Below are 15,569 nucleotides of genomic sequence, written 5' to 3'. Positions count from 1 at the left end.
AACCCCTCTTTTTATGAAGTTTTTAAGGGATTTCTTTTTAATTTAACGGCTCTATGCAAAAGAACACTTTTTATTCCAGAGTTATAGCAGGAACTATGACTTGGGGCAGTTGGGGAAAAGGTTTTTCCAAATCTAGTATAATTGAATTGATGAACCACTGCGTGGATGAAGGCATTACTACCTTTGATCATGCTGATATTTATGGGGGTTACACCACAGAAGAAGATTTTGGGAATGCGTTTAACGACAGTGGTATTTCTCGTGAATCAGTTCAGTTTATTTCTAAATGTGGTATTCAAATGGATGCTGAAGCCAGAAAAAACCATGTAAAACATTATAATTACGATACAGAATACATCATTTGGTCTGCGGAACAATCGCTTAAAAAACTAAAAACTGAATATTTAGACATGCTTTTGTTGCATAGGCCTAGCCCATTAATGCGGCCAGATGCTATAGTTGAGGCAATAACTAAGTTGAAAGATCAAGGTAAAATTAAAAGTTTTGGAGTTTCTAACTTTTTACCTTCCCAAATAGCACTTATAGAGACAGCTGTGCCCGTTGAAGGTAATCAGGTGGAATTTTCCCTGACCCAGAATGGAGTAATGAACGATGGCACTTTAGACGATGCTTTGGCAAACAGGAGAATGGCAATGTCCTATAGTTCGCTTGGATTTTATTTTAGGAAAGATGATGAGGTTTCACAACGTATAAAAAAAGCTATCAAGCCCATGTTGGAGAAATATGAAGCTACTGAAGATCAATTACTATTAGCTTGGGTAATGAAGCACCCTTCTGGAATATTTCCGGTTGTAGGTACAGCTACCAAATCTCGTTTGTCCGCAGCGATGGACGCAACAAAAATAGAAATAGAACAAACCGATTGGTTTATTTTACTAGAAGCAGCTAATGGTCAAGAAGTTGCATAAATAAAAGTTATGAGTAAAACGGTTTTAATAACAGGAGCAACTAGTGGAATTGGTCGTGCAACGGCCATTCTTTTTGCTGTTCAGGGCTTTAAATTAGTGCTCTGTGGAAGAAGACAGGAGCGCCTTGATGCGCTTCAATCTGAGTTGAGTAAACAATGCGAAGTTCATACCTTAAATTTTGATGTGCGGGATAAAGATGCCGTATTTAAAGAGATAGGTTCTTTACCTGAAAACTTTGCTCGGATAGATGTTTTAATCAACAATGCAGGTAATGCTCATGGTCTAGACCCTATTGATAAGGGTAGTGTAGATGATTGGGATGCTATGCTGGATATTAACGTGAAGGGATTACTCTATGTTTCCAAAGCGATAATACCTAATATGGTAGAGAAAAAGTCCGGTCACATTATAAATATTGGGTCAACAGCTGGTAAAGAGGTTTATCCTAACGGAAATGTGTATTGCGCTAGTAAACATGCGGTTGATGCCCTGACCAAGGGAATGCGAATAGACCTTAATCCGTACGGAATCAAGGTAGGAGGTATTAATCCTGGTGCTGTAGAAACCGAGTTTAGTAATGTGCGCTTTAAAGGTGATGATAGTAAGGCTGATTCAGTCTACGACGGATTTGAACCGTTAAAGCCAGAAGATCTTGCCGAAATTATTCATTTTGTTGTAACCAAGGCCTTATCATGTAAATATTGCCGATTTAATTGTAATGCCAACTGCACAAGCCTCTGCAACATTATTGAATAGGTCGTTATGATAAATAAACGCCTTCTTGTAAAAAACCTGTTAGCTCATAATGACGAGAATAGTTTTTATGACAAGAAGCGTTTTATAACCATTGGAGAAAAAGAAGGTAAGGCCAAATTTTTAAAGCATGTCTGTGCCTTGGCCAATAGTAATCCACAAAATAATTCTTTCATTGTTATTGGGGTAGAGGACGAGGATAATAAAATAGTAGGAGTAGATTTTTTTGATGATAGTAAGATTCAAAACTTGGTCAACGCCTATTTAGACAATCCACCCTTAATTTCATACGAAAACATTCCGTTTCCTAATTTACGAGAGGGTAAAGTAGTGGGGTTGGTTACTATCAGGTCTAGCGAGAAGGTGTGCGCCCTTCGTAAAAATATCTGGAAGTATTACGGCGGTATGGTTTTCTTTAGAGAGGGGAGCATTAGTATGCCAAAAGCTTACGGTGTAGAGCTTCAGGATATAAATTCTGAAACTGTTGCAACTATAGAGCAACACGCCCGTAATAATATTGAATTAACATTAGATGGTGTAATTGATTTTATCAATAACCGACACAAAAACTTAAATAGCGACTATAAAGTTTTCAAAGAGCAATTTGTGGTCTGCTGGGCGGGAAACAAGAAAAAGGTTAAGGATAATATCTTTTTTTCTAGGGTAGATATTGAATTGATTAATGAGCAGGTGAAGCTTTTTTATTCGGCTTTAGATGAAATCAGTATTTCTTATGATGAGCATTCCTTTACAATGATAGAGTATGTTCAGTTGGGCCTAGGCTCTAAGCAAAGATATTTTCAATTGGAAAAAGTAGTCATTAATTTTTTTGATAATGGAACTTATAAAATAGAAAGTAATCTAATTTTTGAACCACCCAGATACAGTAAAAAGAATCTGTTTCATATTTGGAATGCCAATAACACTCTTTTAGATAAAATCCAGAAGGGTGTAGACATAAAATCGTCCGAAAAAGTAGATTTAAAATATTTACCCGACAGCTATTTAATTTGTTATCTAAACGGATTTGATGAAGCCAAGGAACAAATGGAAATGGCCCGTGGCCTATTAAGAGATAACTACCCAAAAATATATTTAGGCATAAAGGAATCCCTTCGAATTATAAGAAAAGTACGGTATAATTAACGAATGTGCTTAATTGTCGAATACAGCCTCATGATCTGGTAAGGAAGGAATTGCTCCGTAACCAGTTGTTGTAATTGCTCCTGCTCTATTAGCAATCGTAACCATATCAATCAATTGGTCATAATCCTTTAGGATAAGGTGTGGGTCTCCAATGTTGGCTATTTGATATAACAAACAACCAATAAAAGCATCACCGGCTCCCGTAGTATCTATTGGTGTTACTGGTATGCTTTTTACAGTCGTTTTTTTGTTTACTGTACTGACCAGTGTGCCTTCGCTACCTAGGGTAACACAGATAATAGGGCAACCTAGTTCGTGCACAATATTACAGGCCTTTTCAATATCCTGTTCGCCTGTAATAAGTTGTATTTCCTCATTACTAAATTTGCATAAATGCGATTTTCCAATGAACTTCAAGCTCTTTTTAATAAAGCATTCTTCTTCTCCTATCCAAAGATCGTCTCTAAAATTGGGGTCGAAGCTGATAAAAGCATCCTGTGTTATGGCGTCAAATATATAACGGTCATAAGCTTCTTCTAATCCACCGCCTAAAAACCCTGTTGCAGCACCAAAATGTACGATGTTACCTTTCAGCTGTTTTTTAGTTTTGAATCATATTTTAATTTTTTATCTGCACCTCTACTGAATACAAAATCGCGTTCGCCATCTTCTGCCAATGACACAAATGCCATAGTGGTGAAGGTTTTGGAGCGTTGTGCAAGTGATATATCAACTCTATTATCCTTAAGAACATTCAATAAAAATGTACCGAAAGGGTCATTTCCTACGGCACCTATAAACTGACCTTTACCTCCTAATTTGGAAATAGCACACGCCACATTAGCAGGTGCGCCACCGGCCTTTTTAGTAAATTCTTTAGCTTTAGAAAGGTCGTTACCTTGCTTAATGGCAACAAAATCTATAAGTAACTCTCCTATGCAGTATATGGTTTTCATTGTTTGGATATAATTGTTAGCTCTAAAGTAATCAAAATTGAATGCTTCGCAAGTATATTAAAGTATACGCGAAATTATGTTATTTATTCCATCAAATCTAAATTGCTTAATCCCTTCTTTGCCCATTTTCCAGAAATCCACTACCTTATTAAAAAATTTAAACGCCTTTAGAAATGGACCTATTCAACGAAATAAAAAAGAAACTAAGTCATGAGTTTATTGACATTATTGAATGGCTAGACAATACCAATGGAACTATTGTGCATCGTTTTGAACGGTATCAAAATGAAATTAAGAATAATGCTAAGCTGATAGTACGAGAAGGGCAAACCGCGGTTTTTATTAATGAAGGTCAATTAGCGGATGTTTTTAAGGCAGGCACGTACACTCTAAATACACAAAACCTTCCTATCCTTACTACGTTAAAAGGATGGAAGTATGGATTTGATAGTCCATTTAAGGCTGAGGTTTATTTTGTGAACACCCATTTATTTACGGATGAGAAATGGGGAACTAAAAATCCTGTGATTTTAAGTGATGAGCGTTTTGGATTAGTAGAGATACGCGCTTTTGGCACCTATAGTTTTAGAATAAATGACCCATAAAGTTTGTTGTAGATGTAGTAGGTACCGATGGTAATTTTACTAATTATGAAGTAAACGAACATCTTAAAAGTTTAATAGTTACACGTTTTACGGATACGGTTGGTGAGGCAAATCTCCCAATTGAACTGTATGCGGCAAATACAAGTGAGCTTTCGGAAACGTGCACCGAGGTAATGCAACCAGAATTTGGAAGAGTCGGTATAGAACTGGAGCGCTTCTATATCGAAAACGTATCAATGCCTGAAGAACTCAAAAAAGAAATTTTTGAATACAGTAGGCTGGACAAGTTAGATATGGTAAAACTTTCGCAATTTAAAGCGGCCAAAGCAATGGAAGCTGCCGCTAAAAATGAAGGAGGTACTGCTGGAGCTGGTATGGGTATGGGCATGGGTTTTGTGCTTGCGCAACAAATGGGTAATATGATGAATCCCCAAGCCGGTCAACAGCCTTTTGGAGGTCAAGCGCCATCAGCTGGCGGGCCACCGCCAATGCCGGTTCAAGTGCAATATTACTATTCGGCAAGCGGTAAACAGAACGGACCGGTTCCTTTCGATATATTAAAAGAGCTTTTTGCCAGCAGGACTATTAATCGCGATTCTTTAGTTTGGAAACAAGGAATGCAAAATTGGATAGCCTTAAAAGAGGTAGAAGAATTAAAATCCTTTTTAGGAGGAAATACTCCACCACCATTACCGATCTAATGTTTAAACCGTTTTTGTCTCCTGATGAATACACTTTGTGTAGAAATTGAGATACGTTGATTAATGGAAGAAGAAACAAAACAATCTGAACATAAAAAGGCATGTGCCAATTGTGGTGCCGAGTTAAAATTCAAACCAGGTTCACATCAACTAAAATGTGAATATTGTGGTTACGAAGAATTTATAGAACAGGCCAAAAGCAGTTTTGAGGAGCTGGAGCTTCAGCACTATCTTAAAGTGGTGGGCGAGAATGCGTATACAGAAACTATTGACATTCTGCATTGCAAGAATTGTGGTGCGAACCAGCATGTGGGAGAAAATTATAAATCGCTGGATTGTATCTATTGTAGTGAGCCCTTAATTCTTGAAGATGTTGAAAGAGAGGGGTGGATCGTACCCGGGGCACTCGTTCCTTTTCAAATTGATGCGCAAAAGGCCAAAGCCACTTTCAAAACATGGGTGGGCGGAATTTGGTTTGCACCTAATAAATTGAAAAGGGCTGCTCTTGATCCTGAGGGTTTGCACGGATTATACCTTCCCTATTGGACCTTTGATGCTAATTTAAATGCGAAGTATAAAGGGCAAAGAGGTGACTATTATTACGAAACAGAACGGGTACGCACAAAAAACGGTACACAAACGCGTCAAGTTAGGAAAACACGATGGTCATCTACATCAGGTGTTGTAAATGGTTTTGTAGATGATATTCTTATTAATGCATCCGAAAAGAAACGCAGAGATATTCCTGCTAAGATTGCATTTTGGAATGTTAAGGAGTTGGTTCCTTTCAACTCAAAATATTTATCGGGCTTTGTAACTGAAAAATATACCGTTTCTTTAAAAGAGGGGCATCACTCTTCGTTTCAAAAAGCCAAACAGATAGCCAATGGTTGGATTCGCAAAGATATTGGGGGAGATACCCAACGAATTTCTCAGGCAGATATTAAACTAGCGGATGAAACTTTCAAGCATATTTTACTTCCGGTATATATTAGTTCTTATCGATATAATAATAAAGAATACAACTTTTATATTAATGGCCAAACTGGTGAATTAAGCGGTACAAGACCGTATTCTTTTTGGAAAATATTCTTTTTGGTACTTTTTATCATTGCTATCCTTGGGATAATTGCGATTTTTGCACAATGAGAACATTGGTAATAGGTGATATTCATTCTGGTTTAGAGGGATTGAAACAGGTACTTGAAAGAGGACAGGTAACCGCAGAAGACCAGCTTATTTTTTTAGGGGATTATGTGGATGGTTGGAGTCAGGCAGTTGAAACCGTTGATTTTTTAATTGCTTTGAAAAGTAGTAACAATTGCAGGTTTATTAGGGGAAACCATGATGAGCTTTGCTTAGAGTGGTTGCGAGACGGTAAGGATAATCCGCTTTGGTTGCAACACGGTGGTGGTGCCACGTTGGCTTCTTATGAGAAGGCAGACAAAAAGACAAAAGAGAATCATATCCATTTTTATGAAAGTCTTGAAAATTACTACTTAGATATTGAGGAAAGGTTGTTTTTACATGCTGGTTTTACCAACTTAAAGGGTGTGGAGCATGAATATTTTAAGCAAACCTTTTATTGGGACCGTACGTTGTGGGAATTGGCAAGGTCTTTAAATCCAGACCTAGAAACAAACGATGCACATTATCCAAAGCGGTTAACGCATTACAAGGAGATTTTTATTGGCCATACGCCTATTTCAAAAACAGGTGTTGCTGTCCCTAAGCTAGCAGCCAACGTATGGAACGTAGATACAGGAGCAGCGTTTAAAGGCCCACTTTCAATGTTAGACGTTGATACAAAGCAGATTTGGCAGAGTGACCCAGTAATTCATTGTACCCAAACGAACCATAGAGAAATTGAAAAAAGCCGTTTTATTTTTATATTTTCACTAGATAATTAACGATCTTTACAAAAAACAGGAATATGTCCCAAAAGAACATAAGATTAGAGGTAATGCAGGCTATTGAGCCGCAGGTGGATGGATTTATGGATTCTTTTTTAATTAAACCAGAGGACATCTGGCAGCCAACTGATTTTTTACCTGATTCTGAAAGTGACGGTTTTTTAGAAGCGGTAAAAGAACTTAGGGGAGAAGCAAAAGAATTAGGTTACGATTTTTGGGTAACCATGGTGGCAGATACCATTACAGAAGAGGCCTTACCAACTTATGAATCTTGGCTTATGGACGTTGAGGGAATTGACCAACACGGACCTAACAAGACAAACGGATGGTCTAAATGGGTTAGAGCATGGACTGCCGAGGAAAATCGTCATGGAGATGTACTTAATAAATATTTGTATTTGTCCGGAAGGGTAAATATGCGTGAAATAGAAATTACTACTCAGCACTTAATATCAGATGGTTTTGATATTGGTACGGATAGAGATCCTTATAAAAACTTTGTATACACTTCTTTTCAAGAATTGGCTACCAATATTTCTCATAAGAGAGTAGGTCAAATGGCAAAGAAGAAAGGAAATGTTTTATTGGGTAAAATGTGTACAATTATTGCTGGTGATGAAATGCGTCACCACCTTAAGATATAGAGAATTTGTGAAAACAATTTTTGGTGAAGACCCATCTGGTATGATGTTGGCCTTTGCAGATATGATGAAAAAGAAAATTGTTATGCCGGCACACTTTTTAAGAGAGTCTGGAGGAACTATAGGTACTGCTTTTGAGAACTTTTCTAATTGTGCGCAACGCCTAGGTGTTTACACGGCACAGGATTATGTAGAAATTCTTAGAAAACTAAATGCTTATTGGGAATTGGACAACGTAAGAAGTCTTTCTGATGAAGCAGAAAAAGCACGCGATTACTTAATTAAGTTACCTGCTAGATTAGAACGTATTTCTGAACGAATGAAGTTTCCAGAAGATCAATATAAATTTAAGTGGGTAGATGCCAACGGTATGGTATAAGCTAAAATGCTTTTAGGTATTAAATTAAAAAAATCCGGTTCATTTATGAACCGGATTTTTTTGCTTAAGTAGGTAAATTCTTTTTTTATAGGTCAAGTAGCGGACTTGGGATTCGTTACTTGTTTCGGTTAAGTTCTAGAGTAGATTTGGGGTCAAGACTATCACTTAATTACACCGTAAATTTACAATCGTTTTATCGTTCATCTAAATAATTGTTGTGAACTTGTGCTACTCTGTGGTGAAAAATATAAGGTGTTCTATTTAGTCGATGAACAACATATATCCACAAAAAAACCCTCCGTTGAGGGAGGGTTTGTAAGAATAGCAAAAGTTGAAAAATTATAACTTTCCGTGGTCATGTTCATCTTGCCATTTGGCAAGTTCGGCCCATTTGCCTTCGTAGCACATTTTGGATTGCATTGGCCACGATGCAGGATCGTGAATTTTATAACGGTCGCCTCCACCTTTTAGAACCTCTTGGCATCTAGCTACCGAGGTTTCCGATAAAGCTTTCCAGGTCTTGACACCTGCTGCTTGAAAGAGACCTTCAATTTTAGGACCTATACCCTCAACAACCTTTAGGTCATTTTCTTTTACGGTCTTGCCAATGGCTAATTTCGCCGCCGCAGCGTCAAAAGGAATAGCAACAGGCTCGGGAGCCATTGCCATAGGTGCTGCTACTGCCGCTGCCGTTGCTCCTAGTGATGAAGAAACACTTGGTGTTTCGGGCATTGTCAACAGTTTTTGGTTACACGCCTCAAGATCGGCCTTCAATTTAGAATTCTTATCATGACAACGTTTCAAATCTTCTGAGTTGTCTATTACTTTAGTGCTTCCCTTGCCAATAAGATAGCCTAGAATACCACAAATTACACCTACAAGAAGAGGGATTAGCCAGCACCAAATGTTTATATTTCCTGATTCCATTTTAATTCAATTTTAGTTTGTTGATTATTTAATAGTAATTACGGTTCTTCTATTCTTGGCCCTGCCTTCATCAGTAGCATTACTGGCAATTGGGTCCTTGGGGCCTTTAGAGTCTGTTTTGATTTTTTCATCTGCAATACCGTTCTGCATTAGATACGCTTTTGCAAAATCGGCTCTTTCTTGTCCCAGTCTCATATTAGTTTTTCTGCTACCTTGACTATCGGTATAACCTACTACTTGACATTTTGCATTTTCCACTTTATCAAGATAATGGGTTATATCCGCTATTTTCTGACGTTGAGCTGCAGAAGGGTTTATAGAGGCTTCAGCAGTATCGAAGTATAGAATTAGAGGGTCTCCTGTAATTTTGTCGTAAAGAGCCTTTAATTGGTCTTCAGCATCAGCAGAAGCTTCTTCTATAGAATAACCTACAGGGCCACGGTATATGTTTTTGTCCGGAACCATGTCATCAACCAATTTTCCACTCGTATTAATTTGCGAAGAAGGAATTTCCTGCGAAACAAAATAGTTCTTTACAGAATTTGCTCTAGCAAGACCTAAGTTAGGAAAGGCTGAATTGTTTTCTTCATCACTGGTGTAATATCCGGTTATGTTAAAAACCTTGTTTTCGTTACTCGTTAAATGATTTTTTAGACCAAGGTAATATTCCTTTTCTAACGTTTTCTGAAACAGGTTCCAGATAATTAGATGAAGACGTGTTAAAATTGAAATTGTCTTCTGTAGAATAGGCAAAATCACCATCACCCAAAGCAAAAGGGTAGGATGTAATTTTTGGTGCAACCGGTGCCGGAGCAACCTGTTCTTTTGGTTCTTCTTTTTGTGTAATTGCCGATCCGCAATAACTACAACAAGAAAAATAAAAATAGGTTCCTACTACAATGGTAATGATAATACCAAGTAGGTAAAGAGTGGTGTTTTTCATTGTTAATGGGTTAAGTGTTTAGACTACAATGTATTAAAAAAAACATAACTAGTACTAAATCTACTAAATTAATAAGTAAAGTACTACAATTATATTTTTAGGTTTAAACGCTTCAATTATATTAAAGTTGTGTTAATGGTATATATCCATTTGCTGGCGCTTAAAAAGTAAAATTGTATAGTGCTTGTAATGAAGGTGTTAGTTAATTGGAGATAAAAATTTTATGCTATTTCTTCCAAAAGGCTATTAAATTGATATTTAGCTATTAAGGTTGAAAAAAATATTTTGGCTTAATGCCGATTACACATGAAAACGGACTAGTTATGTGAAAATATGATGGGCTTACACATAATCGTTTTTTGTCTTAACTGAAGATGGATACATTTATAAAACGAAATTGAGAACCCTAAAAAGACATGAGTTATGAAAGCTGAAATAGTAAAGGTGGTCACCTTTTTATGCATGTTTATAGTCTTGGGCATGCAGACGCTACTTCAAGGTAGTTGGAAGGTTAATGAGACAGAATCTGTTAGAGGAAATCATAGTAATTAATCTCCGTTCTAAAAGTAAAAGTAATACGTTCTTTAAATAGTTATTTGAGTTAGTGTTTTAAAAACCCGCCAATTTTTCGTTTGTCTATTCGGGGGAAGGACAAGTGATTAAAGGCGGGTTTTCAAATTTTTTAAAAAAACACTTAAATCTTATAGGTCAAATTTTATACCTTGAGCTAAAGGAAGTTCTGTTGTGTAGTTTATGGTATTGGTTTGTCTGCGCATATATACTTTCCATGCATCCGAACCAGATTCACGACCGCCACCGGTTTCTTTCTCACCACCAAAAGCTCCACCAATTTCTGCGCCTGATGTTCCTATGTTTACATTGGCAATACCACAATCACTTCCTGCAACGGATAAAAAATGTTCTGCTTCTCTAAGGTTATTGGTCATTATGGCCGATGACAGTCCTTGTGCCACTCCATTTTGTGCTTCAATAGCATTTTCAATAGTTCCTGAATATTTTAAAAGATAGAGTACAGGTGCAAAAGTTTCGTGCTGTACGATTTTAAAATCTGCCTTAGCTTCTGCTATAGCAGGTTTTACATAACAACCACTCTCATAGCCTTCGCCTTCTAGAACGCCTCCTTCTATAATAATTTTTCCACCTTCATCTACAACTTTCGTAAGTGCGGTGTTATAAGAAGCTACGGCATCAGTATCTATTAAAGGACCAACATGATTGTTTTCATCTAAAGGATTACCAATTCTAAGTTGTTTGTAGGCTTCCACTATGGCCGTTTTTACTTTATCATAAATGCTATCATGAATAATTACCCTTCTAGTAGAAGTACAACGTTGCCCTGCTGTACCAACCGCACCAAAAACAGCGCCAATAACCGTCATTTTTATATCTGCATCCGGAGTTACAATAATGGCGTTGTTACCACCTAGTTCCAGTAAAGATTTTCCTAGCCTCGCAGCCACGGTCTGTGCTACATTTTTACCCATTCGGGTGGATCCAGTAGCGGATATCAAAGGAATACGACTATCTGAAGTCATAATTTCACCAATTTTGTAATCCCCGTTGATTAGACACGAAATACCTTCTGGTAAATTGTTCGCTTTAAAAACCTCCGCAGCAATGTTTTGGCAGGCAACACCACAAAGAGGTGTTTTTTCAGATGGTTTCCAAACACATACATCTCCACAAATCCAAGCTAGAGCGGTATTCCATGCCCAAACGGCTACAGGAAAGTTAAAAGCAGATATAATGCCAACTACTCCTAAAGAATGGTATTGCTCGTACATACGGTGACCAAGGTCTTTCTGAATGCATAGTTAAGCCGTGCAATTGTCTTGATAACCCTACTGCAAAATCGCAGATATCTATCATTTCTTGAACTTCGCCCAAACCTTCTTGGTAGCTTTTCCCCATTTCATAGGAAACCAGTTTGCCCAAAGCTTCTTTTTTCTCTCTTAATTTTTCTCCAAATTGGCGTACAATCTCACCACGTAGGGGTGCAGGTTTGGTTCGCCAAGTTTTGAAGGCAGCCGTTGCTGATTGCATTACTTTTTCATAATCCTCTTTTGTAGTAGCTTTTACTTTTGCAATTAATTCTCCGTCTACAGGTGAGTAGGACGAAATAATTTCACCAGAACCAAAATTTGAAGATCCTGTTGAGGTTCCGTTATTTATATCTTGAATCCCTAAATCTTTTAAGGCTTTATCAATACCGAATTGCGATGCTACTTTTGACATTTTATAACTTTTTTAGTATGTATTGTTATATTTTTTATAAAGATACTTTTTCTAAACTAGAAAAAACAAGTTTTTCCAGATGCATTAATCTGCAATAGATTCTTTGGTATTGACGTAACCTCTATTATTTTGGTTAGCTAAATAAAATAAGGGCAATAGTAATTAATGCTGGTACCGTTTGTATGTAGAATATTTTCTTTTCAACAGAAAAGGCACCGTATATTCCTGCTATTGAAACGCACGCTAGAAAGAAGAGGGCAATGTTGTCTTGCCATAAGACATCAGTTATAAAGAGGGACCAAATAAGACCTGCTGCAAGAAAACCATTGTAAAGCCCTTGGTTTGCTGCCATTGGCTTGGTAGGCTCAAAAAGTTCAGGAGGAAACTTACTGAATACTTTCCGGCCCTTGGTAGTCCATGCGAACATCTCAAAATATAAAATATAAAGGTGTAAAAACGCGATAAAACCAATCAGTATTTTTTGTAGCATCTTTTTAGAATTAAGTTTGGTAGCAGAGCAAGCGTAAGCAGCCGTTATGCTTTATTATCGAAAGTTACGGTAAAATGTGTTCCGCTTTCAGTTGAGTTATAAGTTAATTCAGCTGAAATTTGTCTACATAGCGCCTTTACAATATCAAATCCTATCCCCTCTGCATTTTCAATCGCAAAATCTTCAGGTAGCCCCTTTCCGTTATCCTTAATTGAAAATGCCGCCATTCCATCATCCAGCACATCAACATCAATAATAAGTTCATTATACTTGGTCGTATCCGGATAAGCGTGCTTTACGGCGTTCGTTACCAATTCTGAAATGATGAGGGCAAGAGGTACGGCACGATCCAGGTCTATGGATATTTCTGGGCAGTTTATTTTATAACTAAAGGTTGGCGATATTTTATTTTGATACTCCATTAAATCCTTCAGGTATGCATGTAGATTTACTGCCTTTGAATCTTTGTCTTGATATATTTTTTGATGTGTAAGTGCTATGGCGGATATTCTTGCCTTAGCTGTCCTGTAGTGCGGTAATAGCTTCTTTACTGACTAATTTCCGCTTCTGCATATTAATTAGGCTAGAAGTAATCTGGAGGTTGTTCTTTACCCTATGATGTATTTCTCTTAACAGATTTTCTTTCTGTTTGTTTGATTCCTCAAGTTCGGCAGTTCGCAATAGTACACGAGCTTCAAGGCGGTCATTATGATTATCTCTTCTTCGGGCAAGCAAAATCAATAAACAGGTTGTTACTAAACCTAAAATTAATACTACGTAAGATTCAAAAATATGGGGAAAGGATAAATATTCGGATTTCGGCACAAAATGAACGTCCCATTTTCGATCTACCGCATTAATAGTTTTTTCAATAGCGGTTTTGTAGAATTTTTTATCGTTTATTTTGCTTTCATCAACATTTGAAAACAGAAGCGCATCATCCGTGGAATCATGAATACAAATATCAAAAACCTTAACCTCTGACTTTAAGGTTTCTGAAATTAGCTTGTCCATACGATAAACTCCCACGACAATTCCTTTGCTCTCTGTGGATTTTAAATCCCTTACTGACTTTATTGCGAGAATGCCCTTTGCATAATTATTGGCAGCTAGTAAGGTTATGGGCCCGGTAATAGCGGGTTTGTTTGTTTTGATAGATTGAAGAATTGCATTTCTTTTAATGCTATCGGAGTATAAGTTGTATCCTAATACTGTTCTGAAAGGTTCTAACGGATTGAGGACTCTTACCGGATAATATAAATCTCTTTTTTTGGAAGGAATGAGATTATATTGAGAATTGGCCTCTTTAATTGAAGTAATTTTTTCAAACTTATCTTTTTCCGAGTCTACAATTTTCGGTGCCCACGCAAGTACTTTTATACCGTTAAGCTCTTTTAAAAAGGGGTCAGTAAACCGTTCAAATAGATGTTGGGGGATGAAATTTTTGTTCTCGTAAAAAAATGCCATTGACTCAACAACTAAATTTATCTTATTGAGTTCATCTTCTAATTTAATTACAGATTTATTAACTGCATTGTCTATAGTCGCTTTATTTCTAAGGAGATATCTAGTGTTAATAGAAAAGAAGATAAACAAAGAAATACTGCTTCCTACAAGTAGAATAGCCAAGTATTTTAAAATTTGTTGTTTGGTCATAAGTGGTTAATGTGGGGACATCTGTAGAAACCGGCTAGGTTGGGGCTATTTCCAAAGAACGGTAATTTTTGTTTTACTAATTAAACAATCTTTAATCACTGCTAACAAATCTTGGGTCTACGGGCATAACCGTGCGCAATTATCGCAGGTGCGTAGGTCTTCAGAACCATAGAAATGTTTGAAGTGCTTTAAAAAGTCAACTTCAATATCATTTAGGGTAAAATAAGCTTCGTAAAGTTTATTATTGCAATTGTCACAAAACCAAAGTAGCCCATCATCTACGTTCATATCGGCTCGTTTACGCTCAATAACTAAGCCTATGCTACCTTCATGACGAACGGGGGAGTGTGGTATTTTGGCTGGATGTAAATACATATCGCCATGGACCAAGTGTCATTGTTTTCTTTTGCCCATCCTCTTGTATATGAACTTCTATGTTCCCTTCTAATTGATAGAAAAGTTCTTCAGTTTCATTATAGTGATAGTCTTTTCGGGCGTTGGGCCCGGCAACCACCATAACAATATAGTCTCCGGCATCTTTGTAAAGGTTTTTATTGCCAACGGGAGGTTTAAGGGTGTGTCTGTTTTCTTCTATCCAGCGATTGAGATTAAAAGGAGCTTTAATGGACATATATTGACATTTAGAACCAAAACCTCTTGCTCATGTTTGTACATGTGCAAAAGGTGGTCATTTCATCTCAAAGCTATGAAAAAGTATGTTGTATTACTAGTATATGTTGTATATAGTGGATTTCAACACTTAAAAATTAACGAAAAAATATTTGGGTAAAATACAATTTTCCGTTGCTATCTTTCTTTACGCTTACCGCAGTATGGGTAAATTCACCCTCCATTGTCCTCTTATGGCTACTACTATTTAGCCATCCAGAAAGCGCTTCAGAAGCGGTAGAATAATCTTTTGCTACATTTTCGGCAACGAATTCTGCAGTTTCTGCGGCAGATATTTCAGATGCACGAGAACTAAAATTATCGTGGTTCAATGCACCTTTGGAAATCATGTAATCTGTATGTTTGTTGGCGTGTATATAGGCCACTGAGCTAAATTCAAGTGAATTTACTCCAATAGATAGCCGGTGTCCATTAACAGCTTCAAGAAGTTCTTTTTCTACAATTTCAGCATTTTCTTTCTCGGTTATATCTGCAGCCTCAACGGACTCTTTACTACAAGAGGCCAAAGTGCATACAAATAAAACGAGTGCAATATAGTGCGTTCTCATTTTCATACAAAGTTCTATTTGTAAGTAGGCGTGTTC

General features: G+C 37.1%; 14 protein-coding genes and 6 pseudogenes. 8 read left to right on the top strand and 12 right to left on the bottom strand.

From position 1 onward, the window contains the following. Nucleotides 1-53 precede the first annotated feature (53 nt). From Q5W13_RS07355 to Q5W13_RS07345, 3 genes and pseudogenes are all read left to right on the top strand, one after another. Nucleotides 54-929, top strand: coding sequence for an aldo/keto reductase (locus Q5W13_RS07355; protein ID WP_304445871.1), 876 nt, complete (start codon nucleotides 54-56; stop codon nucleotides 927-929). Nucleotides 930-938: 9 nt separating this feature from the next. Beyond that, nucleotides 939-1,695, top strand: a pseudogene (locus Q5W13_RS07350) (SDR family NAD(P)-dependent oxidoreductase). Beyond that, on the top strand, nucleotides 1,692-2,828 hold the full coding sequence (locus tag Q5W13_RS07345) for an ATP-binding protein (protein WP_155595493.1): 1,137 nt from the start codon (nucleotides 1,692-1,694) through the stop codon (nucleotides 2,826-2,828). Before Q5W13_RS07350 ends, Q5W13_RS07345 begins: the two are co-directional and overlap by 4 nt. A gap of 9 nt (nucleotides 2,829-2,837) precedes the next feature. On the opposite strand, the gene Q5W13_RS07340 is transcribed toward Q5W13_RS07345, so the two are convergent. Both Q5W13_RS07340 and Q5W13_RS07335 read right to left on the bottom strand, forming a co-directional pair. Further along, on the bottom strand, nucleotides 2,838-3,410 hold the full coding sequence (locus tag Q5W13_RS07340; protein WP_304446473.1) for a PfkB family carbohydrate kinase: 573 nt from the start codon (nucleotides 3,408-3,410) through the stop codon (nucleotides 2,838-2,840). An 8-nt stretch (nucleotides 3,411-3,418) separates the two neighbouring features. After that, complete coding sequence (locus Q5W13_RS07335; protein WP_304445870.1) at nucleotides 3,419-3,784, bottom strand: PfkB family carbohydrate kinase; 366 nt, start codon at nucleotides 3,782-3,784, stop codon at nucleotides 3,419-3,421. 173 nt (nucleotides 3,785-3,957) lie between these two features. On the opposite strand from Q5W13_RS07335, the pseudogene Q5W13_RS07330 reads away from it, so the two are divergent. From Q5W13_RS07330 to Q5W13_RS07315, 4 genes and pseudogenes are all read left to right on the top strand, one after another. Further along, nucleotides 3,958-5,090, top strand: a pseudogene (locus Q5W13_RS07330) (SPFH domain-containing protein). A 63-nt stretch (nucleotides 5,091-5,153) separates the two neighbouring features. Then, complete coding sequence (locus Q5W13_RS07325; RefSeq protein ID WP_155595496.1) at nucleotides 5,154-6,239, top strand: TFIIB-type zinc ribbon-containing protein; 1,086 nt, start codon at nucleotides 5,154-5,156, stop codon at nucleotides 6,237-6,239. After that, nucleotides 6,236-7,000, top strand: a complete 765-nt coding sequence (locus Q5W13_RS07320) for a metallophosphoesterase family protein (protein WP_368662472.1) — start codon at nucleotides 6,236-6,238, stop codon at nucleotides 6,998-7,000. Before Q5W13_RS07325 ends, Q5W13_RS07320 begins: the two co-directional genes overlap by 4 nt. Nucleotides 7,001-7,023: 23 nt before the next feature. Further along, nucleotides 7,024-8,023: pseudogene (locus tag Q5W13_RS07315) on the top strand (acyl-ACP desaturase). A gap of 339 nt (nucleotides 8,024-8,362) precedes the next feature. Here Q5W13_RS07315 and Q5W13_RS07310 read toward each other — a convergent pair. From Q5W13_RS07310 to Q5W13_RS07300, 4 genes and pseudogenes are all read right to left on the bottom strand, one after another. Continuing rightward, nucleotides 8,363-8,950 carry a hypothetical protein gene (locus Q5W13_RS07310; protein WP_155595499.1) on the bottom strand — a complete coding sequence of 196 codons (588 nt, stop codon included), beginning with the start codon at nucleotides 8,948-8,950 and terminating at the stop codon, nucleotides 8,363-8,365. Nucleotides 8,951-8,974: 24 nt separating this feature from the next. Further along, on the bottom strand, nucleotides 8,975-9,415 hold the full coding sequence (locus Q5W13_RS07305) for an OmpA family protein (RefSeq protein WP_304445869.1): 441 nt from the start codon (nucleotides 9,413-9,415) through the stop codon (nucleotides 8,975-8,977). A gap of 72 nt (nucleotides 9,416-9,487) precedes the next feature. After that, nucleotides 9,488-9,562: pseudogene (locus tag Q5W13_RS24760) on the bottom strand (hypothetical protein); the annotation flags it as partial. 19 nt (nucleotides 9,563-9,581) lie between these two features. Continuing rightward, a complete protein-coding gene (locus Q5W13_RS07300) occupies nucleotides 9,582-9,893 on the bottom strand; it encodes a hypothetical protein (protein ID WP_304445868.1) in 312 nt (103 codons plus the stop codon). Between the two features lie 423 nt (nucleotides 9,894-10,316). Here Q5W13_RS07300 and Q5W13_RS07295 point away from each other — a divergent pair, with 423 nt between their 5' ends. Beyond that, entirely contained in the window at nucleotides 10,317-10,445 is a 129-nt protein-coding gene (locus tag Q5W13_RS07295) for a hypothetical protein (RefSeq protein WP_262886077.1), read from the top strand. Nucleotides 10,446-10,594: 149 nt separating this feature from the next. Here the strand turns inward: Q5W13_RS07295 and amaB are convergent. From amaB to Q5W13_RS07265, 6 genes and pseudogenes are all read right to left on the bottom strand, one after another. Beyond that, nucleotides 10,595-12,149 (bottom strand): annotated as a pseudogene (gene amaB / locus Q5W13_RS07290) (L-piperidine-6-carboxylate dehydrogenase). Nucleotides 12,150-12,282: 133 nt separating this feature from the next. Further along, on the bottom strand, nucleotides 12,283-12,639 hold the full coding sequence (locus Q5W13_RS07285) for a DUF1304 domain-containing protein (RefSeq protein ID WP_304445867.1): 357 nt from the start codon (nucleotides 12,637-12,639) through the stop codon (nucleotides 12,283-12,285). Between the two features lie 44 nt (nucleotides 12,640-12,683). Further along, nucleotides 12,684-13,061, bottom strand: a complete 378-nt coding sequence (locus Q5W13_RS07280) for a sensor histidine kinase (RefSeq protein ID WP_304445866.1) — start codon at nucleotides 13,059-13,061, stop codon at nucleotides 12,684-12,686. Nucleotides 13,062-13,155: 94 nt separating this feature from the next. Further along, nucleotides 13,156-14,295, bottom strand: a complete 1,140-nt coding sequence (locus Q5W13_RS07275) for a CHASE domain-containing protein (protein WP_304445865.1) — start codon at nucleotides 14,293-14,295, stop codon at nucleotides 13,156-13,158. Nucleotides 14,296-14,386: 91 nt separating this feature from the next. Beyond that, a pseudogene (locus Q5W13_RS07270) lies at nucleotides 14,387-14,926 on the bottom strand (3-hydroxyanthranilate 3,4-dioxygenase). Between the two features lie 136 nt (nucleotides 14,927-15,062). Then, on the bottom strand, nucleotides 15,063-15,533 hold the full coding sequence (locus Q5W13_RS07265; RefSeq protein ID WP_304445864.1) for a CAP domain-containing protein: 471 nt from the start codon (nucleotides 15,531-15,533) through the stop codon (nucleotides 15,063-15,065). Nucleotides 15,534-15,569 lie beyond the last annotated feature (36 nt).

This window comes from Zobellia laminariae (genome assembly GCF_030553095.1).
Classification (GTDB): Bacteria; Bacteroidota; Bacteroidia; order Flavobacteriales; family Flavobacteriaceae; genus Zobellia; species Zobellia laminariae.
The sequence above is the reverse complement of the archived record's forward strand: the minus strand, read 5'-3'. Positions and strand labels throughout refer to the sequence as shown.

What these genes read in the sequence shown, in the direction of transcription:
- Q5W13_RS07355 (WP_304445871.1), top strand. Translation starts at nt 54, where the DNA reads ATGCAAAAGAACACTTTTTATTCCAGAGTTATAGCAGGAACTATGACT.
- Q5W13_RS07320 (WP_368662472.1), top strand. Translation starts at nt 6,236, where the DNA reads ATGAGAACATTGGTAATAGGTGATATTCATTCTGGTTTAGAGGGATTG.
- Q5W13_RS07275 (WP_304445865.1), bottom strand. Translation starts at nt 14,295, where the DNA reads ATGACCAAACAACAAATTTTAAAATACTTGGCTATTCTACTTGTAGGA.
- Q5W13_RS07345 (WP_155595493.1), top strand. Translation starts at nt 1,692, where the DNA reads ATGATAAATAAACGCCTTCTTGTAAAAAACCTGTTAGCTCATAATGAC.
- Q5W13_RS07265 (WP_304445864.1), bottom strand. Translation starts at nt 15,533, where the DNA reads ATGAGAACGCACTATATTGCACTCGTTTTATTTGTATGCACTTTGGCC.
- Q5W13_RS07295 (WP_262886077.1), top strand. Translation starts at nt 10,317, where the DNA reads ATGAAAGCTGAAATAGTAAAGGTGGTCACCTTTTTATGCATGTTTATA.
- Q5W13_RS07335 (WP_304445870.1), bottom strand. Translation starts at nt 3,784, where the DNA reads ATGAAAACCATATACTGCATAGGAGAGTTACTTATAGATTTTGTTGCC.
- Q5W13_RS07285 (WP_304445867.1), bottom strand. Translation starts at nt 12,639, where the DNA reads ATGCTACAAAAAATACTGATTGGTTTTATCGCGTTTTTACACCTTTAT.
- Q5W13_RS07305 (WP_304445869.1), bottom strand. Translation starts at nt 9,415, where the DNA reads ATGGTTCCGGACAAAAACATATACCGTGGCCCTGTAGGTTATTCTATA.
- Q5W13_RS07325 (WP_155595496.1), top strand. Translation starts at nt 5,154, where the DNA reads ATGGAAGAAGAAACAAAACAATCTGAACATAAAAAGGCATGTGCCAAT.
- Q5W13_RS07300 (WP_304445868.1), bottom strand. Translation starts at nt 9,893, where the DNA reads ATGAAAAACACCACTCTTTACCTACTTGGTATTATCATTACCATTGTA.
- Q5W13_RS07310 (WP_155595499.1), bottom strand. Translation starts at nt 8,950, where the DNA reads ATGGAATCAGGAAATATAAACATTTGGTGCTGGCTAATCCCTCTTCTT.
- Q5W13_RS07280 (WP_304445866.1), bottom strand. Translation starts at nt 13,061, where the DNA reads ATGGAGTATCAAAATAAAATATCGCCAACCTTTAGTTATAAAATAAAC.